The sequence below is a fragment of the Sphingomonas sp. M6A6_1c genome (assembly GCF_053345135.1).
The window spans coordinates 350940-377308 of record NZ_JBKEZO010000004.1; the positions used below are offsets into that span (position 1 = coordinate 350940).

Consider the following 26369-nt stretch of genomic DNA (forward strand, 5'->3'; position numbering starts at 1 on the left):
TTTACGCCGGCACCCGGAGCGCCTACCTCGCGGCGATGCCGATGGAGGAGCTTCCCGATCTCGCCAGCCTCAGCCTCGCCGAGATAGCGACGCTGGTCGAACAGCGGCGGCTGCCGCCGGTCGAGCAATGGACGCCGTCGCATTGCGGCGACAGCGAGATGCGCATCGCGCGCGACGGGACCTGGTATCACCAGGGATCGCCGATCGGCCGGCCGGCGATGGTGCGGCTGTTCTCGACGATCCTGCGCCGCGAGCCCGACGGCCGCTACGTCCTCGTCACCCCGGTCGAGAAGCTCGACATCGCGGTCGAGGACGCGCCCTTCGTCGCGGTCGAGATGAAGGCGGAGGGCGAACGCGCCGACGCGCGCCTCGCCTTCCGGCTCAACACCGGCGATCTCGTCACCGCCGGCCCCGATCACCCCCTGCGCTTCACCGAGGGCACGGACGGCCCCCGCCCCTATCTCCACGTCCGCGGCGGGCTGGAGGCGCTGGTCGCGCGGCCGGTCTATTACGAACTCGCCGAACGCGCGCTCGCCGGTGACGCCGAGCGGCCCGGCGTGTGGAGCGGTGGCGCCTTCTTCCCGCTGGAACCCGCCGCATGAGCCTGGCCGAACGGCTGGTGCGTGCATGGGAAGACGGCAACCGCACCAGCCCGGTCCTGCTGACCGGCGACGACCGCGAGCTGGAGGGCCGCGACGAGGCCGATCTCACCCCCGCGGCGGTGCTCGTCGCGGTGACCGATCGCGCGCGGCCGGGCGTGCTGCTCACCCAGCGCACCGACACGCTGCGCCACCACGCCGGCCAGATCGCCTTCCCCGGAGGCCGGCTCGACCCCGGCGAGGATGCGGTCGCCGCCGCATTGCGCGAGGCGGAGGAGGAGATCGCTCTGCCCCGCACGCAGGTGCAGGTGATCGGCGCGGTCGACCGCTATCGCACGATCACCGGTTATACGGTGACGCCGGTGCTCGGCATCGTCCCCGCCGACGTGCCGCTCGTCGCCAGCGAGGCGGAGGTCGCCAGCGTCTTCGAGGTGCCGCTCGATTTCCTGCTCGATCCCGCCAATCAGGTCCAGGGCAGCGCCGAATGGCGCGGCCGCACCCGCCATTATTACGAGATCCTTTGGCAGGACCGCCGCATCTGGGGCGCGACCGCGGCGATGATCGTCAACCTGTCGCGGCGGCTGGCATGGTGACGCTGCCGCTCGACCGGATCGCCGCGCGCGACGGCTTCGCCGCGCTGATCGACGCGCTCGGCGGCCCCGAACAGACGCGGCTGGTCGGCGGCGTCGTGCGCGACACGTTGCTCGGCCTCGATCCCGCCGACATCGACCTTGCCACCCGCCTGCTGCCCGAGGATGTGCTCGCACGGCTCAAGGCGGCGGATATCCGTGCGGTGCCGACCGGCCTCGCGCACGGCACGATCACCGCGGTGCTGCCCGACGGCCCGATCGAGGTGACGACGCTGCGCCACGACGTCTCGACCGATGGCCGCCACGCGGTCGTCGCCTTCACCGACGTCTGGCAGGACGATGCCGCACGCCGCGACTTCACGATGAACGCGCTCTACGCCGATCCGGCAAGCGGCGCGGTGATCGATTATTTCGGCGGGCTCGCCGATCTCGACGCCGGCCGCGTCCGCTTCATCGGCGACGCCTATCGCCGCATTGCCGAGGATCATCTGCGCATCCTGCGCTTCTTCCGCTTCCACGCGCGGTTCGGCGCCGCCGATCAGACCGCGATCGATGCGGAGGGGCTCGACGCCTGTACCGCGCGCGCCAACGACCTGATGGCGCTGTCGCGCGAGCGGATCGCCGCCGAATTGCTCAAATTGCTCGTCGCGCGCCATGCGGTGCCGGTGATCGCGCTGATGATCGACCGCGGCATCTTCCGCGCGGTGCTGCCCGAGATCGCCGATGCCGGCCTGCTCGCGACGCTCGCCGCCCGCGAGGCCGCCGCCGGCGTCGCCCCCGACGCGATCCGCCGCCTCGCCGCGCTGCTCCCGCCCGACACCGCGGAGAGCGTCGGCGCGCGGCTCAAACTGTCGAACGCCGATCGCAAGCGGCTGGTCGCCGCCCACCAGGGTCCCGGCGACGAAGGTCCGCGCGCGCTCGCCTATCGCGTCGGCATGACGAGTGCGATCGACCGGTTGCTGCTCGCCGGCGCGGACGTCGCGCCGCTTCGCGACTGGACGCCGCCGGCGCTGCCGATCGGCGGCGGTGGCTTGGTGGAGCGCGGCCTGCGCAGGGGGCCGGACGTGGCGGCGGTGCTGCGCGGGATCGAGACGTCATGGATCGCCGAGGGTTTCCCCGACGAGACCCGCGTCGCTCAGCTCGCCGACGAAGCGGTCCGCGCCGCGAGGACCATCGCCAGCGCATCCGAGGCTTCCAGCGGCCGCGCATAAAGATAACCCTGGCCATAGGTGCAACCCAGCGCCGCCAGCGTCTGCGCCAGCTCGTTGCTCTCGATTCCCTCCGCCGTCGTCCGCATGCCCAGCGCCTGCGCCAGGCTCAGCACCGCGCGCACGATCGCGATCTTGTCGCGGTCGGCGAGCATGCCGGAGACGAAGCTGCGGTCGATCTTGAGGATGTCGATCGGCAGCTTCTGCAGATAGGCGAGGTTGGAATAGCCCGTGCCGAAATCGTCCATCGCCAGCGTCGTGCCGAGCGCCTTCAGCCCGTGCATGATCCCGGCGATCCGATCCGGGTCGGTGACGATCGCGCTCTCGGTCAGCTCCAGCACGAACCGTTCGCCGGCAAGATCGTGGCGGATCAGCGCCGCCTCCACCACCGGGGTGATGTCGTCGCGCTGCATCTGGATCGCCGACAGGTTGACCGCGACGCGCATGCCGCAGTTGCCGCCGCATTCCTCGTCCCACCAGCGCAGCGTCCGCGCCGCCTCGTCCATCGCCCAGCGGCCGAGCGGCACGATCAGCCCCGATTCCTCGGCGACCGGGATGAAGTCGCTCGGCATATGCTCGACGCCCTGCGGATCGCGCCAGCGCGCCAGCGCCTCGAACGACACCACCGCGCCCGTCGCCAGATCGCAGATCGGCTGGAAGGCGAGGCGCAGTTGCCGGTCGTCGATCGCGCGGCGCAGCGCCGTCTCCATCGCGAATTGCTCGCGCGCCAGCGTGAACGCCTGCGTCTGATAGCTTTCGACCTGGCGCCCGGTCTTGGCGCGCTTGACCGCGAATTGCGCGTTGCGGATCAATTCCTCGACGTCGTCGATCGCGTCATTGCCGTAAGCGATGCCGATCGAACATTCGACGCCGATCTCGTAATCGCTCAGCCGGAACGGCGCCGACAGCGCGGAGCGGATGCGCTCGGCGAGGCGGTTGGCCTCGGCGGGATCGTCGTCCACCGCCATCAGGATGCCGAATTCGTCGCCGCCGATCCGCGCGAGCGAATCGCGCGCGCGCAGCACGCCCTTGATCCGCCGCGCGACGGTGATCAGCAATTCGTCGCCGGCGAGGCCGCCGAGGCAGGCGTTGAGCCGCCCGAAGCGATCGATGTCGATGACCAGCACCGCATGGCAGCTCCGCTCCGCCTGCACCGCCTCGATCATGTCGCTGAAGCCTTCCCGATTGGGCAGGCCGGTCAGGCTGTCGGTGGTCATCTCGCGGCGCAGCGAGCGTTCGGTGTGGATTTGCGCGGTGAGGTCGATGAACGCGATCTGGCACCGGTCGCGCAGCGTCGGCGTCGGCCGCGCGATGGTGACGCGATAGTAACGCGAATCGATCACCTGGCCGATCGACCAGTCGAAATCGATCCGCAGGTCGGTGGTGCGCAGGAAGGCGTCGATGCGGCTGCCGAGCAGCGCCAGCATCGGCGACCGGTCGGCGATCACCCCCAGCCCGGCCAGCCGATAGGCGCGATTGACCGCGAGAAAGTCGAACCCGTCGCCATCGCGCACGACCTGCACCGTCGGAATCGGGATCAGCTCGAGATCGCGCTCGAACAGCTCCCGCGCGGCGCGCGTGATGGACGACAGGTCAGGCGAAGCGGTGGCCATATCCATGTTTTAGACGCCGTTCGTTAAAGCGCCCTGAAAGTATACGTTCATATTGATATATATCAGCACGTATCATCCGTAGATGAAAATCGGTTTCTACCCCCCGAACCGATTGTCCCGCGGGAAGCCGGTCGGCGGCGTTCGACCTGCGGCGCCGCGCGCGGTGCGCCAGAGCGACAGGTCGCTTTCCGTGCGCGTCCGCCCCGAATCGCCGCCCATTGGCCAGCTCATCCCTTCCGCGAAGACGAAGGTGGTGGCGTCGGACAGATTGCCTTCGCGGAAGCGCTGCAATTGCACGCCCTGCCCGCGCGTCATCACCGGCAGCTCGGCGATCGGGAAGACGAGGAATTTGCGATTGTCGCCGATCGCCGCGACATAATCCGCATCGGGCGCGACCGGGCGGACGATCAGCAGCTTGGCGCCGACCTTGGGCGTCATCACCGTCTTGCCCTTGCGCGTCTCGGCGATCACCTCCGCCACCGGCACGCGGAAGCCGCGGCCGTCGGTGGCAGCGATCAGCAATTGCTCCTGCCCCCGCGCGTTGAGGAAGGCGACGACGCCGATCGATCCGTCGAGGTCGATCATCGCGCGCACCGGCTCGCCGAAGCCGCGCCCGCCGGGCAATTTGTCCGCCGCCAGCGTGAAGAACCGCCCGTTCTCCGCCGCCAGCAGCAATTTGTCGGTGGTCTGCGCGTGGAAGGCGAAGGCGGGGCCGTCGCCTTCCTTGAACTTGAGCGTCTCGGCTGACGCCAGATCGCCATGGCCCTTCATCGCGCGGATCCAGCCACGCTGCGACAGGATCACGGTGATCGGCTCGCGCTCGATCATCGCCTCCAGCGGGATGTCGCGGGTCGGCGCCGCCTCCTCGATCGTCGTCCGCCGCGCGCCGAGCGCCGTCTCGGGGCCGTAGCGGTCGCGCACCTTCTTGAGGTCGCGCTTCATCCGCCGTTTCTGCTTGGCGGGATCGGCGAGCAACCCTTCCAGCTCGGCCTGCTCCTTGTCGAGCTTGTCGCGCTCGCCGCGGATTTCGAACTCTTCCAGCCGGCGCAGGCTGCGCAGCCGCATGTTGAGGATCGCCTCCGCCTGCCGGTCGGTCAGGCGGAATTCCTCCATCATCACCGCCTTGGGCTCGTCCTCGGTGCGGATGATCTCGATCACCCGGTCGAGGTTGAGATAGGCGATGAGATAGCCGTCGAGCAATTCGATCCGGTCGGCGATCTTGCCGAGCCGGTGGCGGGTGCGCCGTTCGAGGACGACGAACTGATGCTCGACCCAGGCCTTGAGCGCGCCGCCGAGCGACATCACCCGCGGCGTGCGATCCTTGTCGAGCACGTTGAGGTTGAGGCTGATCCGCGTCTCCAGATCGGAGAAGCGAAACAGGCCGTCCATCAGCACCTGCGGATCGACGGTGCGACTGCGCGGTTCGAGCACGATCCGCACCTCGGCGTCCGATTCGTCACGCACGTCGGCGAGGATCGGGAACTTCTTGTCGTTGATCAGGCCCGCGATCTGCTCGATCAACTTGCCCTTCTGCACGCCATACGGAATCTCGCTGACCACCAACTGCCAGCCGCCGCCCTTTTCGCGCTCGATGTCCCAGCGCGCGCGGACGCGGAAGCTGCCGCGGCCCGTCGCATAGCTTTCCGCGATCACCGCCGCCGGATCGACCACCAGCCCGCCGGTCGGGAAATCGGGCCCCCTGACGAAGTCGAGCACCGCGGTGTCGGGCGCGTCGGGCTTGTCGACCAGCATGATCGCCGCATCGAGCAATTCGGCGGCATTGTGCGGCGGGATGCTCGTCGCCATGCCCACCGCGATCCCGCTCGCGCCGTTGGCGAGGAGGTTGGGGAACAGGCCGGGGAACAGCTCGGGCTCCTGATCCTCGCCGTTATACGTCGGCCGATAGGCGACGGCATCCTCGTCGAGCCCGTCCATCAGGTCGATCGCGACCTGCGTCAGCCGCGCCTCGGTATAGCGATAGGCGGCGGCGTTATCGCCGTCGATATTGCCGAAATTGCCCTGCCCGTCGACGAGCGGATAGCGCAGCGAGAAGGTCTGCGCGAGGCGGACCATCGCGTCGTAGACCGACTGGTCGCCATGCGGGTGATATTTGCCGATGACGTCGCCGACGACCCGCGCGCATTTCTTATAGCCCTGACTCGGATCGAGTTTCAGCAGCCGCATCGCCCACAGCAGCCGCCGGTGGACGGGCTTCAGCCCGTCGCGCACGTCGGGCAGCGACCGCGCGGTGATCGTCGACAGCGCATAGACCAGATAGCGATCGGACAGCGCGGTATCGAACGGCGCATCGAGGATGCCGATCGGGGGTTCCTGAAAGTCGGTGGCCATATCGGGAACACTAGTCCGTGGGGGTCTAAACGGCAACGGGCGGGGGTGAAGAGCTGACGCGGGCGGCACGGGCAGGTGTCGCACCCGCTTGCATCGGGTGCATACCTTCCGTCACCCCGGCCTCGAGCCGGGGTCCCGCTTCGCCCGCCGTCGAAGAAGCGGGATGCCGGATCGGGTCCGGCATGACGGACACGGCCGCCTCGTGCCAAGCCACTATTCTCGCGCGGATACCGCCGCCGCCAACAGCGCGCGATGCAGCCGCCCCGTCTCGCGCCAGTCGTAGCGTTCCGCGTAACGCCGCGTCGCCGCCCGCTCCGGCAGCGCGGCGAGCAATCGTGCGATCGCCGCGCCGATCGCGCCGGCCGACCGGTCCGCGCTCAGCAGCCCCGCCTCGGGCACCCGCACCACCTCGGGCGAGCCCCAGACCGGCGTCGCGACCAGCGGCGTCCCGCAGGCCAGCGCCTCGAGCAGCACGTTGGCGATCCCCTCGCGATCCGCGCCGTTCACCGCCACGTCCGCCGCGCCGTAGAGATCGGGCAGCCGCGCCTGATCGACATGGCCGAGGAAGCGCACCCGCGCCGCCACGCCCAGCGCCGCCGCCAGCGCGCGCAGCGCCGCCTCGCGCGGCCCGTCGCCGGCGATCATCAGCGTCACCCCCGGCAGCGCCGCAACCGCGCGGATCACCAGATCATGGCCCTTGCGATCGATCAGATGCCCGACCGACAGCACCACCGGCCCGTCCAGCCCCAGCGACCGGCGCAGCGCGTCGCGATCGGCCGGCGGCCGGAACAGCATCAGGTCGACGCCATGCTCCACGACGCGCACCTTGTCCGGCGCCGCGCCGAGCGCGAGCAATTCGTCGCGCAGCGCGCCGCACACCGTCGTCACCGCCGCGGCGCGGGCGACCGCGGCGAGGATCATCCGCCGTTCGGCGCGATGCTGCGGGATCAGGCTGACGTCGGTGCCGAGCGCGCTCATCAGGAACGGCCGTCCGAACATCCGCGCCAGCAGCCCCGCCGCCACCCCGTCGGGGTAGAGATAATAACTGTCGATCGCGTCGAAATCGAACGTCCGCCGCAGCCGGGCGATATGCGGGTACAGCGCCGTCGCCATTAGCCACGGCGCCGCCGCCATCCCGATCTTGGGCAGCACGGGATAGCGCGGATGGCTGATCGCCAGTCCCCGCCGCGTCGCGACCTGCGGCGCGCGGCCGAACTCCGCATAGCGGCCGAACATCGGATGCGCGCTGGGGAACCACGGCACCGGCGCGACGACGCGGATCTCGTCGCCCGGCCGGGCGAGATGCGCGACGCGATGCTCGATGAAGATGCCGTGCCGCGGCTGCGCGGCATTGGGGTACAGGCTGGACAGCACCAGGATCTTCACGCGCCCCCCGACCGCTAAGGAAACATCGCCCTAACCGGCTGCGGCCGATCTGGCCATGCCGCGCGCGGCCACCCCTGCCCCAGTTCCGCACACTCCGGTGAGTGGGATGCGGCGGCGGCGTGACAACGCCCCCCGGCTCCCGTCATGCCGGACCTGATCCGGCATCCCGCTTCTTATCGCCGTCGAGAAGAAGCGGGACCCCGGCGTAGGGCCGGGGTGACGAATCCGATGAAAAGACCGATCGAGCCTCATCACCGCAGCCATAGGCGATTCCCTTGCGCCGACACCGGGGATCGCGCGCCCATCTGCCCCCCGCTAGCGTTACCCCCGCATGCTCACCTGGCCCGACCTCACCAGCCGCCCGCGCGACACGCCCGATGCGACCATCGCCTACGGACCCGACCCGTTGCAGGTGATCGACCTCTGGCGGCCCGTCGGCGCCGGGCCGCATCCGGTGGTGCTGATCGTGCACGGCGGCTGCTGGCAGACGAGCATCGCCGACCGCCGGCTGATGGACTGGGTCGCCGCCGACCTGCGCGAACACGGCATCGCGGCGTGGAACATCGACTATCGCGGCGTCGACCGCGCCGGCGGCGGCTATCCCGGCACCTTCCGCGACGTCGCCGCCGCCGCCGACCGGCTGCGCAGCGACGCCGCCGCGCATGGCCTCGACCTCACCCGCCGCGTCGCGCTCGGCCATTCGGCGGGCGGGCATCTCGCTTTGTGGCTCGCCGCGCGACACCGCATCGCCGCCGACAGCCCGCTCCACGATCCCGACCCCCTGCGCCTCGACCATGTCGTCTGCCTCGGCGGCCTGCCCGATCTCGCCGCGGTCGCCGCCAGCCCCGACAATGGCTGCGGCACCGCGGTGATCGCGCAGCTCACCGACCCGCATCGGCCCAGCCCCTATGCCGACACCTCGGTCCCGCCGCTCCTCCCGCTCGGCACGGTGCAGGACCTCGTCAACGGCCGCGAGGACCGCATCGTCCCCTATCGCTTCGCCGAGGATTACGTCGCCCGCGCCCGTGCCGCCGGCGACGCGATCCGCCTCCACACCATCGCCGACACCGGCCACGTCGAGCTGATCGCCCCCGGCACCCCCGCCTGGGCGCACGCCCGCAGCCTGGTGAAGTCCGCCCTGATCCGAGAGACCGCATGACCCGCGACGACGCCCGCACCCTCGACCGCACCGATCCGCTCGCCGGCGTCCGCGACCGCTTCGCGCTGCCTGAAGGCCTCCTCTACCTCGACGGCAATTCGCTCGGCGTGCTGCCGCGCGCGGTCGCTCCGGCGCTCGCCGACACCGTCCAGCGGCAATGGGGCGAGCGGCTGATCCGCAGCTGGAACGAAGGCTGGATCGACGCGCCCCAGCGCCTCGGCGCGAAGATTGCGCCGCTGATCGGCGCCGCCGCGGACGAGGTGATCGTCGGCGACACGACCTCGACGCATCTGTTCAAGGCGCTGGTCGCCGCGCTGCGCCACGATCCCGCCCGCCGCACCATCGTCAGCGAGGCAGGCAATTTCCCCACCGACCTCCACATCGCCGAGGGCGCGGTCGCCTGCGTCCCGGACGCGCGGCTGAAGGTCGTCGCGCGCGCCGACCTCGCCGCCGCGCTCGACGACGATACCGCGGTGCTGCTGCTCACCCACGTCCATTACAAGACCGCCGAGCGCTTCGACCTCGCCGGCTGGACCGCGCGCGCACACGCCGCGGGCGCGCTGGTCCTGTGGGACTTCAGCCACAGCGTCGGCGCCGTCCCGATCGACGTCACCGCCGCCGGCGCCGACATGGCGGTCGGCTGCACCTACAAATATCTCAACGGCGGTCCCGGCGCCCCCGCCTTCCTCTACGTCCCGCGCCGGCTGCACGACGCGCTCGCCAATCCGGTCAGCGGCTGGATGGGCCATGCCGAGCCCTTTGCCTTCACCGACGCCTATCGCCCCGCCGCTGGGATGAAGCGCTGGCTGGTCGGCACCCCCTCGATCCTCGCGATGGCGAGCCTGGAGGCCGCGCTCGACCTCTGGCAGGACATCGACCTGACCCGGATCGCCGCCAAGAGCGCCGCGCTCTTCGCGATCCTCGCCGAGGCAGGCGCCGCCGCCGGCCTCCCCTGCGTCAGCCCGACCGACCCGGCCCGACGCGGCAGCCACATAAGCTTCCGCCACGACCACGCCTATGAGGTGACGCAGGCCTTGATCGCCCGCGGCGTCATCGGCGATTTCCGCGCGCCTGACGTGCTGCGCCTCGGCCTGACCCCGCTCTACCTCAGCCACGAGGACGTCTGGCAGGCCGGCGAACACCTCCGCGACGTCATCGCGACCGAGGCATGGCGCGACCCAGCTTATGCCGAACGCAATGCGGTGACCTGACCGGCCGTCCACTCCGTCACCGCGGGACACGTCCCGCCGACGCCGTCAGTCGTTGAGATGCGGGAACACCTGCCCTTGCAGGTTGATCGTCAACTGCAGATTGAGCGCATGATCCATCTGCGCCCGCGTCGCGCTGCGTCCGGGACGGAACTGGTTGAGATAGCCCACGTCCGCCGTCATCAGCCGCCCGATCGGCACGACGAAGCCGACGATGTTGCGCATCCGCTCGTAACCGCTGCGCTGTCCCCAGCGCGTGCTGTTGGGCAGGAAGAAGCTTTCGTGGCTGACGAACAGCGCCCATCTTCCTGTCCCCAGCCGCTGGTTGTAGCGCAGCAGCGGCCGGATGCGGAACCCGATCTCCCGCCCGCCTGGATTGAACCGTTCGTCGACGCGGAAGCGCGAGGTGAAGCCGCCGAACGTCGCCACCACCTGCTGCCGGATGCGATCCTCGTCGGCGGCGCTATTGCCGTTATGCGCGCCGACCTTGCGATAGCCGAAGCCGAGTTCGATGCCCTTGGTCGCCCTGACCCCGAGCAGCGCGCCGAATTCGGTCTGGTACAATCCGTCCTGCCGATCGCTGAACCGCGCGATCTGCTCCAGCGTGACGCGCACCTCGTCGGTCAGCGGCACGTTGGTGTTGATCTGCGTCCACAGCTGCGCATCCTGCTGCTGCGCGGCCGCGGGCGTGGCGACGGCGAGCAGCGGCACCAGGCTTAGCGCCGCGTACGACTCAGTCCGCCTGTTCCGCGTCGATCGCTTCGCCATCCCCCATATTCCCCTCTTCGTTGTCGACCTTGAAGACCTTGAACGCGATATTGGGCAACGCTGAACAGACCGACCTGCGCAATTCCATCGACACTGGTCAGCGGCGGAACGGCAGGTTCCACCTCTTTGGTCTGCGCGGCTTGATAGAAGGCTTTGGCGGCGATGATCCCCGGCAACAGCAATGCCGTTACCAGCACTGCAAGCAAGGTCAGACCCATCAACCTATTGCCGAACGATCAATTGCGTTCGACGATCTCACCCCGACGGGCGCGCTCGATATCGCTGCGTCGGATGACATGGACACCATCGGCGTTGACCCGTGCGGCGCGTTCCACCGCCTGCCAACTCCCACCGAAGGCCCTGAGGACCTCCGTCGCGGTGCGGATCGATTCCGGCGAGTTGATGCGTCCCGTAGCCATGTCCGTAATGTAGCCGCGAATCGGCAAAACGCAATTTGCCGACGACGAACCCGCATGATCCCTGCCGATTGCACCCCCGCCCCCCTTCCCCTATAGGCGCGACCATTCCGGCCCCGGCCCGCGATCCATCGCGCCGCCGGGGCTGCTCTATTTCAGGGGACACGCGCATGGCTCGGCGCCGCCAGATCTACGAAGGCAAGGCCAAGATCCTGTACGAGGGTCCCGAGCCGGGCACGCTGATCCAGTATTTCAAGGACGACGCCACCGCGTTCAACGCCCAGAAGAAGGGCACGATCAACGGCAAGGGCGTGCTCAACAACCGGATTTCCGAGCATATCTTCACGATGCTCGACGCGATCGGCGTGCCGACCCACTTCATCCGCCGGCTCAACATGCGCGAACAGCTGATCCGCCAGGTCGAGATCGTGCCGATCGAGGTCGTCGTGCGCAACGTCGCCGCCGGCTCGCTGTCGAAGCGGCTCGGGATCGAGGAGGGCGTCAAGCTCCCGCGCACGATCATCGAATATTATTACAAGGACGATGCGCTCGGCGATCCGATGATCACCGACGAGCATATCGCCGCCTTCGGCTGGGCGAGCCAGGAGGAGATGCACGACATCGCCGACCTCGCGATCCGCGTGAACGACTTCCTCAGCGGCTTGTTCGCCGGCGTCGGCATCCGGCTGGTCGACTTCAAGCTCGAATTCGGCCGCATCTGGGACAATGATTTCGGCCGGATCATCCTCGCCGACGAGATCAGCCCCGACGGCTGCCGCCTGTGGGACATGGACACCAACGAGAAGATGGACAAGGACCGCTTCCGCCGCGATCTCGGCGGCGAGGCGGAGGCCTATCAGGAGGTCGCACGTCGCCTCGGCCTGATGCCCGAGGGCGAGGACGGCGCCGTGCTCGACCTCGACAGCCATCGCAAGCGCCGGGGTAAGTAAGATGAAGCTGCGTATCTTCGTGACGCTCAAGCCCGGCGTGCTCGACCCGCAGGGCCGCGCCATCCATCACGCGCTCGGGTCGCTCGGCTTCGAAGGCGTCGAGGACGTCCGCGCCGGCAAGATGTTCGAACTCGAGGTCGCCGATGCGACGACCGACGACTCGGTCGACGGCATGTGCCGCCAGTTGCTCGCCAACACCGTCATCGAGAATTTCCGCGTGGAGCGCGTCTGACATGAAAACCGCGGTCGTCGTCTTTCCGGGCTCCAATTGCGACCGCGATCTCGCGGTGGCGCTGGAACAGGTGACCGGCAGCAAGCCGGCGATGGTCTGGCACGGCGACAGCGAACTGCCCGACGGCGTCGGCCTCGTCGCGGTACCCGGCGGCTTCTCCTACGGCGATTACCTGCGCTCGGGCGCGATCGCGGCGCGCTCGCCGATCATGCGCGCGATCGTCGAGCAGGCGGGCCGCGGCCTGCCCGTGCTCGGCGTGTGCAACGGCTTCCAGGTCCTGACCGAGGCGGGGCTGCTGCCCGGCGCGCTGATGCGCAACGCCGGGCTCGACTTCGTCTGCCGCGACGTCGCGCTGACGATCGACAATGCGCAGTCCGCCTTCACCGCGCGCTATGACGCCGGCGAGACGATCCGCGTCCCCGTCGCCCACCACGACGGCAATTATTTCGCTGACGCCGACACGCTCGACCGGCTCGAAGGCGAAGGCCGCGTCGCCTTCCGCTACGGCGAATCGGTCAACGGCTCGGCGCGCGACATCGCCGGCGTGCTCAACGCCGCGGGCAACGTGCTCGGCATGATGCCCCATCCCGAACGCAAGATCGAAACCGCCCACGGCGGCACCGACGGCCTGCGCCTGTTCGAAGGCGTGCTGGAGACGATCGGAGCGTAAGCGCGACAGCCGACGCGGATCGCGAATTCCCGCAATTCCTCCCCCGCCAGGGGGCGGTGGCGCCGCGAAGCGGTGACGGAGGGGGAGGAATAGGCACTCCGGGAATCACGCCCGCACTCCGCACCTTACCGCCGATCGCCCCGATCGCCTGTCCTACACGCCCCCCACCTGCTATTGCTGCCGACGGCTCTTTCGCATCGTCGATCCATCACCCCCAAAACGGAAACGATAGGAGTGGATCGTTTCCGTTAAGGTGTCCATGTTGTCCATGTCGACCGACAGGCGCGCCGTCACACCCCCGTCCTGAACGGCGTAAAGTCGGTCGCCCGGTCGAACACGTCGACCCCCTCGGCGCGCTTCAGCGCCGCGACGACCACATAGGTGACGGGCGTCAGGATCACCTCCCACGCCACCTTCAGCGCCCATTGCGTCAGCATCACCGTCACCACCAGCGCGGGCGTGAACCCCACCGCGCCGAGGAAGGCGAGTGGGTAGAAGATCAGGCTGTCCACCCCCTCGCCCAGCACCGTCGACCCGATCGTCCGCATCCACAGATGCCTGCCCGCGGTGCGCACCTTCATCCGCGCCATGACGTAGGAATTGACGAACTCGCCCGCCCAGAAGGCGCAGACGCTCGCCAGCACGATCCGCGGCACCTGGCCGAAGATCGTCGCATAGGCGGCCTGATTGCCCCAGCTCGGCGCCGGTGGCAGCGCGACGACCACCCAGCTCATGAACGCCATGAAAACCACCGCGGCGGTGCCCGCCCAGATCACCCGCCGTGCCCGCGCATAGCCATAGACCTCGGTCAGCACGTCGCCGATGACGTAGCTCACCGGAAAGAACAGGATGCCCGCGCCGAACGGCCACGGCCCGATCCCGGGCAGCACGATCTGCGCCACCTTGCCCGCGCCGATCACGTTGGAGAGCAACAGGATCGCGACGAACGCCGCCATCACGAAGTCGTAATAGCGGAACGCCTGTCCGCGCATCGCCGCGGCATCGATCGCCCGTTCGCTCCGCTCGCCCATGGCGGCGCACTATATGGCGGTTCCCGTCCCGCGCAAACCGCGCTAATCGGTCTGCCGCGCGCGCCCGTAGCTCAGATGGATAGAGCACGAGCCTTCTAAGCTTGTGGTCGCTGGTTCGAATCCAGCCGGGCGCGCCAATCGCCGTAAGACGCTGATCTTCGGCCGCTCCCTATTCCACGCTTGGAGCAAATACGGGTGCCGACTTTGCTTCGCCCGAGTTTTGTCGCGCCGCCTGCTTTCATCGTGTGCGACCCACAAATAGTGTTGGCTGATAAGAAGAGACATACCGCGCCCTTTGATTTCATGACCTTGCCAAATGTCCCGACGCTTATCTGTCCTGAAGGACGCGAAGCGAGTTGAACTTTTCTTATCGGCCCATATCATCGGATCGGGGACGGTGGTTCGGGGGCTGTGTGGCGATCGATTTAGCGGTGGTGGAAAATCTCGCCACCGACCAGGCATCGCTCAAGGCCGCCGCCGGACTCGCGAAGCCCGGAAAATGGTCGGGAGTCGGCATCAGCGATGACGGGGCGCTGATCTGGGGCGAATGCGCGGGGTCCGGAGCCAATCCCTATCGGGTGATGGCCGACCTGCGCGACATGGGCAGCAAGTGTAGCTGCCCTTCGCGCAAATTCCCGTGCAAACATGCCCTTGCGCTGTTTTGGCTGAGGGCGGAGGCGATCGTTCCTTTCGCCGTTTCGGAGGCACCGGCATGGGTGGGCGAATGGCTGGCGCGTCGACGCCCGACCGGTGTTGCGCCCATTTCGGCAAAGCCGAACGCGGACAAGGATCTGCACGCTGCCCGGTCCGCCGAAGCCGAGCCGGTCGACGATGCCAAGGCTGTGGCGCGACGCAACGCGGCCAGCGCGAAACGGGCTGAAGACACCGAGCGCCTGATCCTCGACGCACTCGACGCGCTGGAGCAATGGGTCAGCGATCAACTTCGCCTGGGGCTCGGCGGTTTTGTCGATGATGTGACCGCGCGCTGTCGCAGGATCGGCGCGCGGTTGGTCGATGGCAAGGCCGCCGCCCTGGCGGGCCATGTCGATGAGATGCCCGCGCGATTGCTGGCTTTGCCGAGCGGCGACAGGGTCCGCGGCGCGACGGTGGAACTGGCGCGACTGGTCTTGCTCGTCCGTGCCTTCCGGGGCGACCCGCGCGACCCCGAAATACGCCGCGCGGTCGCCTCGGTCGAAAATCGCGAGACGCTGCTCGCCGATCCGTCGGCGCCGCGGGTGAGTGCCGCCTGGGAAGTGCTCGCGGAGCGCGTTCGCACGCGCCGCGACGGATTGGTGTCGCAGACGACCTGGCTGCTGAACCTGACCGCGGGGCCGCGCTTTGCGATGCTGCTCGATTTCTTCCCGGCCAGCGCCGGGCGGCGCAACTCCGCGTTCCGGTCGGGCGAACAATTCGTCGGCGAACTCATCTTCTATCCGGCACGAATGCCGCTGCGCGCCTTGCTGATCCAGCGGGAAGCGGCGCTCGTCGACGGACCACCGCTCGACTGGCCGCCGACTGCCGAATCGCTGGAGAGGGCGCTGACCACACCTTTGCTCGCCGAGCCATGGGCCGCCGAGCGGCCGGTTCTGCTTCCGCCGGGACGCATCGGTTTCGATCGGGCGGGCGCATCGTGGTGGCAACCGCGTGAGGGGGCCGCGCTCTTGCCACTGGCGGGCGATGTCGAAGGGCTGGCCACCGGAACCGACCTGACCCGCACCGCCGCCTTATGGTCGGGCAACCGGCTGGAGCTGCTGGCCATGCAGACGGCATGGGGGCGTATCGGTCATGGCTGACGCGATCCTCGACGCGCTCGGCCCGGTGCTGACGCGCTGGACCATGGGCGGCAGCGCGGCCTCTCATGCCCCCGTTGCCTGGCGCGATGCGCTGGGCAGCGATGCGCGTGAAGCGGAACTGCGGCTATTGGCGCTGTCCGGCCACTTGCTCGGCACGCTCGCGGTTCCGCAGCCGACGGGCGAGGTTCGTTCCCGTGGCGACATTCCGGCGCTGGCCCAGCCGCCGCTTCCCGACGCCCTCCGGCCTCGCGTGCGGCGCCTGCTCCAGCAGATGCGCGACGCGCAGACGCGACGGCATCTGCTCGATTTCATCGATGCGCGCGGCTGGACGCTGCACCCTGGCGACTGGATGCCCGGTGGTGATTTGGCAGTGCCGGAGATGTATGCGGCGTGGCCGGACTGGGCCGCCGCATCGGGATCGCCATCGGCGGCCCCTGACGCGCTGAGCGCCGACACTTGGGACGACTTTCCCCCCGCCGCCCGGCATGCCGCATTCGCCGCCTTGCGACGGCGGCACCCCGCACAGGCAAGCATCATGCTGGCGGACAAGATCGCCGGTGAACCCGCCGACCGTCGCCTGCGCCTGCTCGACATGCTGGCGACGGGGCTGTCTGATGCCGATCGGCCGCTGCTGGAAGGGCTGACCGGCGATCGGGCGCCGCGCGTCAAGGCGCTGGCCACCGCGCTGCTGGCGCGCCTGGGCTATGGCGGGCGCGACGATGAGGATGCCGCGGAACTCGCCGCCTTCTACTCCGTCCAGACCACAGGGCTGTTGCGCCGCACCCGCGTAATCGTGCCGCAGGCGGCGAAGACCACCGCCCAGCGGCATCGCCGCGACACCTTGTTCCAGGCGCTTGCCTTCGACCGGCTTGCGCAGGCGCTTGGTCTCGCCTCGACGGAACTGGTTGCCGCGTGGCCCTGGGGTCAGGATATCGCCGGCGATTACCAATTGGCGGCCATGGCGGCCCGCTCCGCCAGCGATGCGATCCTCGACGCGATAGCGGACGCGCCCACCACCGGCAGGTCGATCGACAGCCACATATTGGTCCAGCTTCTACCCCGTCTGTCTCCGTCGCGCCGCCGTCAGGTCGCGACGCGCCTGTTGGACGCGCCGAACGCCAGCTTTGCGACGGTGCGGTTGATCGCCGGCGGCGACGGCGGGATCGACGATGCGATCCTGACGCCCGCCGGCAGGGCGTTGCTCGACGCGCTGAAGGCGGAGGATGTGCGGTCCGGGGATCGAGCGGACGAGTTGCTGGTGCTGGGCCTGATCGCCTCGCGCAGCGCTGCCCGCCAGGCCCTCGACCAGCTGGCGGCGACGGGGCTGATCGCCTCCGATCCGCGGCTCGACATGCTGCGGCTCAATGCCGCACTCGAAAACAGGAGACCGACCGAATGAGCGAGAAGCTGCGCATGCCCGCCGAGGCCATCTATGCCGGTGAGCTCGCCGCGCTCGCGGTGGGCGATGTCGACCGCCGCCCATCCGGCTGGGCGCTGTCGCCGAAGCGCGTCGTGACCTATCTGATGGGCGGCACCGCACCCGACGGCACCGCGATCACGCCCAAATATGTCGGCGACCGGAGGCTGATCGAGACGGCGGCGGCGACGCTCGCCACCGATCGGGCGCTGCTGCTGCTCGGCGTGCCCGGCACCGCCAAATCGTGGGTGTCCGAGCATCTGTCGGCGGCGATCACGGGTGATTCGACGATGGTGATCCAGTGCACCGCCGGCACCGACGAGAACCAGGTCCGCTATGGCTGGAACTATGCGCAACTGCTCGCCCACGGGCCGAGCCGCGAGGCGCTGGTCCCGACCCCGCTGATGCGCGCGATGGAGACGGGCAAGCTGTGCCGCATGGAGGAGCTGACCCGCATGGGATCGGACGTGCAGGACACGCTGATCACCGTCCTGTCAGAAAAGATGATGCCGATCCCCGAGTTGAACGGCGCGGTCTATGCGCAACGCGGGTTCAACATCATCGCCACCGCCAACAATCGCGACAAGGGTGTCAACGAACTGAGTTCCGCGCTCAAGCGGCGCTTCAACGTCGTCGTCCTGCCGCTGCCGGCCGATGCCGACGAGGAAGTGGCGATCATCGTCAAGCGTGTCGGCGAGATGGCGCACAGTCTTGACCTGCCCGCGCCGAAGAACGTTGCCGAGGAAGTGGCGCGGGTCGTCGCGATCTTCCGCGAATTGCGCTCCGGCGCGACCGAGGACGGGAAGGTCGCGCTCAAATCCCCCTCGGGCGGGCTCTCGACTGCCGAGGCGATCGGCGTGATGATCGGCGGCATCAGCCAGGCGACCTTCTTCAACGACGGGCAGCTCACACCCGACATGCTGGCCGCCAACATCATCGGCGCGGTGGTGAAGGACCCGGTGCAGGACAAAGCGGTACTGGGCGAATATCTGGAAACCGTGCTCAAGAAGCGACGCGGGTTCGAGGGTTATTACGCCTCGCTGACCGGGCTGATCTGACGCGATGGCGGCCGCGGTATCGCTGTTCGGCATTCGCCACCACGGCCCCGGTTCGGCGCGCCGGCTGGTGGAGGCGCTCGACGCGCTCCGGCCGGCGACGGTGCTGATCGAGGGACCGGCGGATGCCTCGCACCTGCTGCCGATGCTCGCCGATCCGGCGATGGCGACGCCGGTGGCGCTGCTGACCTATGCCGAGGACGATCCCGCGGATGCCAGCTTCTTCCCCTTTGCGGACTATTCTCCCGAATATCAGGCGGTGCGCTGGGCGGTGGCGCATGGCGCAGCGGTGCGCTTCATCGACCTGCCCGCCTCAGACCGGCTGGGCGAGCGGCAGGGCGAGCGGAGCACCGCGGACGACGAGGCGCTGGAGGTCGTTGCCGACGACGATCCGATCGCCCGCGATCCGATCGGCACGCTGGCCATGGCGGCGGGTTATGACGATGGCGAATCCTGGTGGGCCGACGTCATCGAGGAGAACCCCGCCTCGACGCCGGTGTTCGCCGCGGTGGCCGATGCGATGACCGCGCTGCGCGGCGAAGCCTGTCCCCCCTCCGCGCGCGAGGCGGCGCGCGAGGCGCATATGCGGATCGAGATCGCACGCGCCGCCAAGGAGAGTGATGGCCCGGTCGCCGTGGTGTGCGGCGCGTGGCACGTCCCCGCCCTCGCCGCCGGGCCAAGCCTGTCCGCCGATCGTGCCTTGCTGAAGGGACGCCCCAAGACAAAGACGAAAGCGACCTGGGCACCCTGGACCGCGCCCCGTCTCGCCCGTGCGAGCGGCTATGGCGCGGGAGTCGTCGCACCGGGGTGGTTTGCGCATCTGTGGGACACGCGCCACGCCACCGACCGCGATACGATCTGGCTCGCCCGCATCGCGCGGACGATGCGCGAATGCGGTCATTTCGTCTCGACGGCATCGGTGATCGAAGCGCAGCGGCTGGGACATGCGCTGGCTGCCTTGCGCGAGCGGCCACATCCCGGCTTCGAGGAATTGCGCGATGCGGCGATCGCCTGCCTGTGCCTGGGCGAACGCGCGATATGGGACGATATCGCCGCCGAACTGCTGATCGGGTCTGCGGTTGGGGTGATCCCTGCCGACACGCCGCTGGCGCCACTGCTGGAGGATCTCCAACGCCAGCAGAAGGCCATGCGGCTGAAACCCGAAGCACTGGAACGTGCGTTGACGCTGGACCTGCGCAGCGACAGCGGACTGGCGCGCTCGACGCTGCTTCACCGGCTCGACGCACTCGACGTGCCATGGGGTCGTCTGGCCGATGTCGGGCGCAGTCGGGGCACGTTCCGCGAGAATTGGGTGTTGGCGTGGCAGCCCGAATTCGCCGTCCGGTTGGTCGAGAATCTCGTTCATGGGTCGACCATCGCGGAAGCGGCCGATGGGCGGCTGCGTGACGCGATGCGGGTGGAGACCGAGCTCGGCGCGCTGGCAGAGCTGGTGCGCCGTGCCATGATCGCCGACCTGCCACGCGCGACCCGAACCGGTATCGCCCGGCTCGAAGACCGGGCTGCCCTTACCAGCGACTGCCAGGCGCTGCTCGCTGCGCTCCCGCCGATGGCCGATATCCTCCGCTATGGCGAGGCGCGCAGCGGAACGGTCGAGCATCTCGCCGGGCTGATGCCGCGGATCGTGGTGCAGGCGGCGCTGGCCTTCCCTTATGCCGCGCGGAACCTGGATGCCGACGCGGCCGGGGCGTTGCGTGGCGTGATCCTGGCGGCAGAAGGGGCGATCCAGCTGGCAGAGCTGGCGCCGGACGTGGTCGCGACCTGGCACGAGGGTTTGCGCAAGCTGTTCGACGACGAGCAGACGACGCGCCTGATCGCCGGGTCTGCCGCGCGCCTGCTCTACGAGGCGGAGGAACTGTCCGCCGACGAAGCCGCCGCTTTGCTCGCCCGGATGCTGTCGCCGGGAACGCCGGTCGGCGAGGCTGCCGGTTATTTTGAAGGCTTTCTGGAAGGCGCGGGACAGCGGCTGATCCATGACACCGCGTTGCGCGAGGCCGTCGATGCCTGGCTGTCGGCGCTGGACGAAGAGGCGTTCGTCGCCAACCTGCCGCTGTTCCGCAGGGTCTTTTCCGCCCTCGACCGCAACGAGCGCCGCCGGTTGATGGACGCGGCGCTCGGGCGGTCCGGTGACGGAGCACGCGGCTATCGGCTGTTGCCGGGTGCCGCCGCGATCTGGCCCGCGCACGAAGCCCGCGTGATCGCGCTGATGACGGGGGGCGGCGATGGATGAGGATCAACGCGGACGGCGCTGGACGCTCGCTTTGGGGGCCGAAGGTGCCGACGGAGAAGGCGTCCCGCTGTCCGACCGCGATCACCGCATGTCGACAGCGCTCTCCGCGCTCTATGGCGACGGTGAAGAGGGGAAGAAGGGACGCGGCGGCCTCGGCGGATCGGCGCCGCGCGTCGCCAGATGGCTGGGCGACATCCGCGAATTCTTCCCCGCGCCGGTCGTCCAGGTGATCCAGAAGGATGCGTTCGACCGCAAGGGCTTGCGCCAGATGCTGTTGGAGCCGGAGTTCCTGGCGACGGTCGAGGCGGACGTGGGCCTCGTCGCCGATCTGATCGCCCTGCGCGGGGTCATGCCGGAAAAGACGAAGGAGACGGCGCGCGTCGTGATCGCGAAGGTCGTCGCGGCATTGCTGGCACGATTGGAGGCGCGCGTGGCGGATGCGATCCGCGGCGCGCTCGATCGGTCGCGCCGGACCAGTCGCCCGCGTTTCGCCGACATCGACTGGCCGCGCACCATTCGCGCCAATCTCGGTCATTATCAGCCCGAGCATCGCACGGTGGTCCCCGAACGCCTGATCGGCTTCATGCGCCAGCAACGGCGCATCGTCGATCTGGACGAGGTGATCCTGTGCGTCGACCAGTCAGGATCGATGGCCAGTTCGGTGGTCTATGCCTCGATCTTCGCGGCCGTGATGGCGTCGCTGCCGGTGATCGCCACCAAGCTCGTCTGCTTCGACACCGCGATCGTCGATCTGACCGAGGAACTGACCGATCCAGTCGAGGTCCTGTTCGGCGTCCAACTCGGCGGAGGTACCGACATCAACCGGGCGGTCGCCTATTGCGAGGACCGGATCGAACGGCCCGGCAAGGCGCATCTATTGCTCATCACCGACCTTTACGAAGGCGGCGATGCCGAAGCGCTGGTCGACCGGCTTGCACGGATAACGGTGTCGGGCGTCAACGTCATCGTCCTGCTTGCGCTCACCGATACGGGGCGGCCGTCCTATGATCCGCATCTTTCGGCGCGGGTGGCATCGCTGGGCATTCCTGTGTTCGCCTGCACGCCCGACCAGTTTCCCGAACTGATGGCCACGGCACTGCGCTGCGAGGACGTACATGGCTGGGCCGCCGATCGCGATATCAAGCTCGTTCGTTCGGATGGATGAGGCGGGCGACGATATGCCGGTGAACGATCTCGCGCACGCCCGCCGTCCTCCGCGCGGAGCGGGCGCTACTCTGGCGGATCACCGCAAAGCTGCCGTCACCCGCCCGAGGCACCACGTCGCACCCTGTAGACCGTTGCCGCCGATAAAATGGCATGCTGGTGCAGTCATTTGCGCGACGCGCCAGTATAGCGGCAGCTTGTTCTCACCATAGTCATGTTACGAACGCTTTACATGCTTTTAAGAATTTCGCGCGCGCGGGCCGCTATTTCGAATTATTCCCTAAGATGCCTCCATATACTCGTACAAAATGGAGGTCCTCGTGTTTTTTGCGCGCCTAAGCTTGACGATGATTTCCTTGGCGAATTTCCTGCCGCAGGCGGCCAGTGCGCAGGAAGAGCCGGCCAAAGCCGGCACCGTCGCGGCCGACAAGACGGATGCGCACAGGGGCAATAGCGACATCATCGTCACCGCGGTCGCACGCGGCCGCGACCGGCTCGACAGCGCGATCTCGACCAGCTCGCTGCACGAGACCGAGATCCTCAAGATCGCGCCGCGCTCGACCGCCGAGATCTTCCGCAACATCCCCGGCATCCGGTCGGAAAGCTCGGGTGGCGACGGCAATGCCAACATCTCGATCCGCGGCCTGCCGATCGCGACCGGCGGCGCCAAGTTCCTGCAATTGCAGGAGGACGGCCTGCCCGTCCTCGAATTCGGCGACATCACCTTCGGCAATGCCGACATCTTCCTGCGCGCCGACCTCAACCTCGCCTCGGTCGAGGCGATCCGCGGCGGGTCCGCCTCGACCTTCTCGTCCAACTCGCCCGGGGGCGTCGTCAACCTGATCTCCAGGACCGGCGAGGTGACCGGCGGCGCGATCCAGGCGACGACCGGGCTCGACTATAACGAGCATCGCGTCGACTTCACCTACGGCGGCACGGTCGCCGAGGGCACCCGCTTCCAGGTCGGCGGCTTCTACCATCAGGGCGAAGGACCGCGCCGCGTCGGCTACGACGGCACCAAGGGCGGCCAGATCAAGCTCAACGTCACCAAGACCTTCGCCGGCGGCTACGTCCGCCTGTACGGCAAGCTGCTCGACGACCGGTCGGCGGGCTATCTGCCCAATCCGGTGCGCGTCACCGGCAGCGACGCCAATCCGCATTACGAGGATGTCCCCGGCTTCTCGATCGCGCACGATGCGTTGCTCTCGCGCTATATCACCAGCAACGTCACGCTCGACGGCCATAACAACCCGGTCGTCGACGACCTGCGCGATGGCCAGCATCCGGTGGTCAAGGCGATCGGTTTCGAGACGCAGGCCGATCTGTCGGGCTGGACGCTGACCGAACGCTTCCGGTACGCTGACATTTCGGGCCGGTATATTTCGAACTTCCCGTCGGCGGTCGACGGCGCGGCGGCGACCGCGACCGACCTCGGCGGCACCGGCGCGACGCTGCGCTACGCCACCGGCCCGGCCGCCGGCGAGACGATCACCAACCCGTTGGGCCTCAACGGCAACGGCCTGCTCGCCCGCGTCGTCGTGTTCGACACCAAGCTCAACAGCCTCAACAACGTCACCAACGATCTGCGCGTCAGCCGCGTCGACCATATCGGCAAGGGCGACCTGACCACCACCGCCGGCTTCTACGCCGCGCGCCAGACGATCGACACCGACTGGCTGTGGACCTCTACGCTGATGGACGTGCGCGGCGACGGACGCGCGGCCCTGGTCGACGTGTTCGACGGCCGCGGTCGCGCCGTCACGCAGAACGGCTATTACGGTTTCGGCGCGGCGTGGTTCGGCGACTGCTGCCGGCGCAGCTATCGCGTCGATTACGGCATCAACGCGCCGTTCGGCTCGCTCAACTACAAGATCGGCCGGATCGCGCTCGGCGCCAGCCTCCGCTACGATTACGGCAGCGCGCGCGGGTCGATCTTCGGCGCCGACCTCGGCGGTAACCGCATCGGCACGACGGGCTTCGATTTCAATCGCGACGGCACCCTCTCCGCGGCCGAGCGACGGGTGGCGGTGATCCCGCTGGCCAGCCCGGCACCGGTCGATTACACCTGGCACTACCTGTCCTATTCGGCGGGCATCAACTTCCGCGTGTCCGAACCCTTCGCCGTCTTCGCCCGCTACAGCCGCGGCGCCCGCGCCAACGCCGACCGCCTGCTGTTCGGTCCGCAGGTCAGCACCGTCGACGGATCGCTGACCAACCGCGATGCCGGCGTCGATTATGTCCGTCAGGCGGAAGCCGGCCTGAAATATCGCCAAGACGGCCTCACCGCCAATCTGACCGGCTTCTGGGCCGGCACCGAGGAGCAGAATTTCGAGGCGACGCGCCAGACCTTCATCGACCGCAAATATCGCGCCTATGGCCTCGAATTCGATGGCGGCTATGGCTACGGACCCTTCAATCTCACCGTCGGCGCGACCTATACCGATGCCAAAGTCACCGAGGACGCGCTCAGCCCGCAGAGCGTCGGCCGCACGCCGCGGCGGCAGGCCGCGCTGATCTTCCAGGCGACGCCGCAGGTCACCATCGAACGGTTCAGCATCGGCGCCAATGTCGTCGGCACGACGAGCAGCTACGCGCAGGACGTCGGCGACCTGCGACTGCCCGGCTTCACCCAGGTCAACGGCTTCGCGCAATGGCATTGCACCGACCGGCTGCTGCTCTCGCTGAACGCCAACAATCTGTTCGACGTACGCGGCTTCACCGAGGCCGAAGACGGCACGATCCCCGCCAACGGCATCGTCCGCGCCCGCTCGATCAACGGCCGCACCACCTCGCTGTCGCTGCGCGTCGGCCTCTGAACGCGAACGGCGCGGGCATCGCTGCCCGCGCCGTTTCAGCGCCCGGTCATTCCCATTCGATCGTGCCGGGCGGCTTCGACGTATAGTCGTAGACCACGCGGTTGACGCCCTTGACCTCGTTGACGATCCGGGTGGCGACGCGCGGCAGGAAGTCGCTGGGGAAATCGAACACCTCGGCCGTCATGCCGTCGGTCGAGGTCACCGCACGCAGCGCCAGCACATGGTCATAGGTACGGCCGTCGCCCATCACGCCGACGGTCCGCACCGGCAGCAGCACCGCGAACGCCTGCCAGATCGCATCGTACAGGCCGGCGTTGCGAATCTCCTCGAGATAGACCGCATCCGCCTTGCGCAGGATGTCGCAGCGCTCGCGCGTCACCTCGCCGGGGATGCGGATCGCGAGGCCGGGTCCGGGGAAGGGATGGCGGCCGACGAAGACGTCGGGCAGGCCGAGTTCGCGCCCCAAAGCGCGCACCTCGTCCTTGAACAGCTCGCGCAACGGCTCGACCAGCTTCATGTTCATCCGCTCGGGCAACCCGCCGACATTGTGGTGGCTCTTGATCGTCACGGACGGGCCGCCGGTGAAGCTGACGCTCTCGATCACGTCGGGATAGAGCGTGCCCTGCGCGAGGAACGCCGCCCCGCCGATCTTCTTCGCCTCCGCCTCGAACACGTCGATGAAGGTCTTGCCGATGAACTTGCGCTTCGCCTCGGGGTCGGTGACGCCGGCGAGGCCGTCCATGAACAGATCCTGCGCCTCCACATGGACGAGCGGGATATTGTAATGGCCGCGGAACAGGCTGACGACCTGTTCGGCCTCCCCTGCCCGCAGGATGCCGCCGTCGACGAAGACGCAGGTGAGCTGGTCGCCGATCGCCTCGTGGATCAGCAAGGCGGCGACCGATGAATCGACGCCGCCCGACAGGCCGCAGATCACCTTGCCGCTGCCGACCTGCGCGCGGATCTCGGCGATCTTCGCCTCGCGGAACTCCGCCATCGTCCAGTCGCCGGCGAGGCCGCAGACGTGGCGGGCGAAATTGGCGATCAGCTTGCCGCCGTCGGGCGTGTGGACGACCTCGGGGTGGAACTGGACGCCGTAGAAGCGGCGCGCCTCGTCGGCGACGATCGCATAAGGCGCGCCTTCCGATGTCGCGACCGGGGTGAAGCCGGGCGGGATCGCATCGACCTTGTCGCCGTGGCTCATCCATACCTGATGGCGCTCGCCCTCGGCCCACAGCCCGTCGAACAACGCGCAAGGGGTCTTCACTTCGACATAGGCCTTGCCGAACTCGCCACCATCGCCCGAGACGACGACGTTGCCGCCGAGCTGCGCGCTCATCAGCTGCTGGCCGTAGCAGATGCCGAGGATCGGGATGCCCGCCTCGAAGAAGCGCTGCGGCGCCCGGGGGCTGGTGGCGAGCGTCACCGAGGCTGGGCCGCCCGAGAGGATGATGCCGGCGGGCTTGAGCCGGTCGAACGCCGCCTCGGCGGACTGGAAGGGGGCGACCTCGCTATAGACGCCGGCTTCGCGGACGCGGCGGGCGATGAGCTGGGTCACCTGGCTGCCGAAGTCGACGATCAGGATGGTGTCGGTATGCTGCATGGCCGCCCGCATAGCAAAGCCGGCGCGCCATGCCAGTCGATTTCCGCGCGGCTTGAGAGCGAGGATCAAGGCGTGGGCAGCTTCACCTCGAGCG

At 68.5% G+C, this 26369-nt stretch carries 22 protein-coding genes and 1 tRNA gene; 15 read left to right on the plus strand and 8 right to left on the minus strand.

Annotated elements, in window-relative coordinates; genetic code table 11:
- Positions 1 to 35 precede the first annotated feature (35 nt).
- The 3 genes from ACLBWH_RS10300 to ACLBWH_RS10310 are packed head-to-tail and all read left to right on the plus strand — an operon-like array spanning position 36 to position 2400.
- A complete protein-coding gene (locus tag ACLBWH_RS10300; protein WP_447798618.1) occupies positions 36 to 602 on the plus strand; it encodes a DUF1285 domain-containing protein in 567 nt (188 codons plus the stop codon).
- On the plus strand, positions 599 to 1192 hold the full coding sequence (locus ACLBWH_RS10305) for a CoA pyrophosphatase (protein WP_322850122.1): 594 nt from the start codon (positions 599 to 601) through the stop codon (positions 1190 to 1192). Before ACLBWH_RS10300 ends, ACLBWH_RS10305 begins: the two co-directional genes overlap by 4 nt.
- A complete protein-coding gene (locus ACLBWH_RS10310; RefSeq protein WP_447798619.1) occupies positions 1186 to 2400 on the plus strand; it encodes a CCA tRNA nucleotidyltransferase in 1215 nt (404 codons plus the stop codon). Before ACLBWH_RS10305 ends, ACLBWH_RS10310 begins: the two co-directional genes overlap by 7 nt.
- Here the strand turns inward: ACLBWH_RS10310 and ACLBWH_RS10315 are convergent.
- The 3 genes from ACLBWH_RS10315 to ACLBWH_RS10325 all read right to left on the minus strand — a co-directional run bounded on the left by ACLBWH_RS10315 (position 2325) and on the right by ACLBWH_RS10325 (position 7745).
- A complete protein-coding gene (locus ACLBWH_RS10315; RefSeq protein ID WP_447798621.1) occupies positions 2325 to 4010 on the minus strand; it encodes a putative bifunctional diguanylate cyclase/phosphodiesterase in 1686 nt (561 codons plus the stop codon). The two genes, ACLBWH_RS10310 and ACLBWH_RS10315, sit on opposite strands and share 76 nt — an antisense overlap.
- 96 nt (positions 4011 to 4106) lie before the next feature.
- A complete protein-coding gene (gene parC / locus ACLBWH_RS10320; RefSeq protein ID WP_447798623.1) occupies positions 4107 to 6359 on the minus strand; it encodes a DNA topoisomerase IV subunit A in 2253 nt (750 codons plus the stop codon).
- Between the two features lie 213 nt (positions 6360 to 6572).
- A complete protein-coding gene (locus ACLBWH_RS10325) occupies positions 6573 to 7745 on the minus strand; it encodes a glycosyltransferase (RefSeq protein ID WP_447798625.1) in 1173 nt (390 codons plus the stop codon).
- Between the two features lie 331 nt (positions 7746 to 8076).
- Here ACLBWH_RS10325 and ACLBWH_RS10330 point away from each other — a divergent pair, with 331 nt between their 5' ends.
- Both ACLBWH_RS10330 and kynU read left to right on the plus strand, forming a co-directional pair.
- Positions 8077 to 8904 (plus strand): alpha/beta hydrolase, encoded by an 828-nt coding sequence (locus ACLBWH_RS10330; protein ID WP_447798626.1) that lies wholly within the window; start codon positions 8077 to 8079, stop codon positions 8902 to 8904.
- A complete protein-coding gene (gene kynU / locus ACLBWH_RS10335; RefSeq protein ID WP_447798628.1) occupies positions 8901 to 10115 on the plus strand; it encodes a kynureninase in 1215 nt (404 codons plus the stop codon). The genes ACLBWH_RS10330 and kynU overlap by 4 nt, the downstream gene beginning before the upstream one ends.
- Positions 10116 to 10160: 45 nt before the next feature.
- Here kynU and ACLBWH_RS10340 read toward each other — a convergent pair whose 3' ends face one another.
- From ACLBWH_RS10340 to ACLBWH_RS10350, 3 genes are read right to left on the minus strand one after another with little or no spacing between them, the layout of a single operon-like run.
- Positions 10161 to 10823 (minus strand): DUF2490 domain-containing protein, encoded by a 663-nt coding sequence (locus ACLBWH_RS10340; protein ID WP_447798630.1) that lies wholly within the window; start codon positions 10821 to 10823, stop codon positions 10161 to 10163.
- A 5-nt stretch (positions 10824 to 10828) separates the two neighbouring features.
- Positions 10829 to 11098, minus strand: a complete 270-nt coding sequence (locus tag ACLBWH_RS10345) for a hypothetical protein (RefSeq protein ID WP_447798631.1) — start codon at positions 11096 to 11098, stop codon at positions 10829 to 10831.
- An 18-nt stretch (positions 11099 to 11116) separates the two neighbouring features.
- The gene (locus ACLBWH_RS10350) at positions 11117 to 11299 is read right to left on the minus strand and encodes a hypothetical protein (RefSeq protein ID WP_447798633.1); all 183 of its coding nucleotides are present in this window, start codon (positions 11297 to 11299) and stop codon (positions 11117 to 11119) included.
- A 167-nt stretch (positions 11300 to 11466) separates the two neighbouring features.
- On the opposite strand from ACLBWH_RS10350, the gene purC reads away from it, so the two are divergent.
- The 3 genes from purC to purQ are packed head-to-tail and all read left to right on the plus strand — an operon-like array spanning position 11467 to position 13148.
- Positions 11467 to 12246, plus strand: coding sequence for a phosphoribosylaminoimidazolesuccinocarboxamide synthase (gene purC, locus ACLBWH_RS10355; RefSeq protein WP_038663332.1), 780 nt, complete (start codon positions 11467 to 11469; stop codon positions 12244 to 12246).
- A gap of 1 nt (position 12247) precedes the next feature.
- The gene (purS, locus tag ACLBWH_RS10360) at positions 12248 to 12478 is read left to right on the plus strand and encodes a phosphoribosylformylglycinamidine synthase subunit PurS (protein WP_447798635.1); all 231 of its coding nucleotides are present in this window, start codon (positions 12248 to 12250) and stop codon (positions 12476 to 12478) included.
- Between the two features lies 1 nt (position 12479).
- Positions 12480 to 13148 (plus strand): phosphoribosylformylglycinamidine synthase subunit PurQ, encoded by a 669-nt coding sequence (gene purQ / locus ACLBWH_RS10365; protein ID WP_447798637.1) that lies wholly within the window; start codon positions 12480 to 12482, stop codon positions 13146 to 13148.
- Between the two features lie 290 nt (positions 13149 to 13438).
- Here the strand turns inward: purQ and ACLBWH_RS10370 are convergent, their stop codons facing one another.
- Positions 13439 to 14179, minus strand: coding sequence for a queuosine precursor transporter (locus ACLBWH_RS10370; protein ID WP_447798639.1), 741 nt, complete (start codon positions 14177 to 14179; stop codon positions 13439 to 13441).
- 60 nt (positions 14180 to 14239) lie between these two features.
- On the opposite strand from ACLBWH_RS10370, the gene ACLBWH_RS10375 reads away from it, so the two are divergent.
- The 7 genes from ACLBWH_RS10375 (at position 14240) to ACLBWH_RS10405 (ending at position 24672) form a co-directional block, all read left to right on the plus strand.
- Positions 14240 to 14316: transfer RNA gene (locus ACLBWH_RS10375), tRNA-Arg, on the plus strand.
- A gap of 294 nt (positions 14317 to 14610) precedes the next feature.
- Positions 14611 to 15972 carry an SWIM zinc finger family protein gene (locus tag ACLBWH_RS10380; protein ID WP_447798641.1) on the plus strand — a complete coding sequence of 454 codons (1362 nt, stop codon included), beginning with the start codon at positions 14611 to 14613 and terminating at the stop codon, positions 15970 to 15972.
- On the plus strand, positions 15965 to 17371 hold the full coding sequence (locus tag ACLBWH_RS10385; protein ID WP_447798643.1) for a DUF5691 domain-containing protein: 1407 nt from the start codon (positions 15965 to 15967) through the stop codon (positions 17369 to 17371). The genes ACLBWH_RS10380 and ACLBWH_RS10385 overlap by 8 nt, the downstream gene beginning before the upstream one ends.
- Complete coding sequence (locus tag ACLBWH_RS10390) at positions 17368 to 18447, plus strand: ATP-binding protein (protein WP_447798645.1); 1080 nt, start codon at positions 17368 to 17370, stop codon at positions 18445 to 18447. The genes ACLBWH_RS10385 and ACLBWH_RS10390 overlap by 4 nt, the downstream gene beginning before the upstream one ends.
- A 4-nt stretch (positions 18448 to 18451) precedes the next feature.
- Positions 18452 to 20692: a DUF5682 family protein gene (locus tag ACLBWH_RS10395; protein ID WP_447798647.1), complete on the plus strand. Its 2241-nt coding sequence runs from the start codon at positions 18452 to 18454 to the stop codon at positions 20690 to 20692.
- An 88-nt stretch (positions 20693 to 20780) separates the two neighbouring features.
- Positions 20781 to 21857: a VWA domain-containing protein gene (locus ACLBWH_RS10400; RefSeq protein WP_447798649.1), complete on the plus strand. Its 1077-nt coding sequence runs from the start codon at positions 20781 to 20783 to the stop codon at positions 21855 to 21857.
- Between the two features lie 346 nt (positions 21858 to 22203).
- Positions 22204 to 24672, plus strand: coding sequence for a TonB-dependent receptor domain-containing protein (locus tag ACLBWH_RS10405; RefSeq protein WP_447798650.1), 2469 nt, complete (start codon positions 22204 to 22206; stop codon positions 24670 to 24672).
- Between the two features lie 46 nt (positions 24673 to 24718).
- On the opposite strand, the gene guaA is transcribed toward ACLBWH_RS10405, so the two are convergent.
- The gene (gene guaA / locus ACLBWH_RS10410; protein ID WP_447798652.1) at positions 24719 to 26275 is read right to left on the minus strand and encodes a glutamine-hydrolyzing GMP synthase; all 1557 of its coding nucleotides are present in this window, start codon (positions 26273 to 26275) and stop codon (positions 24719 to 24721) included.
- Positions 26276 to 26369 lie beyond the last annotated feature (94 nt).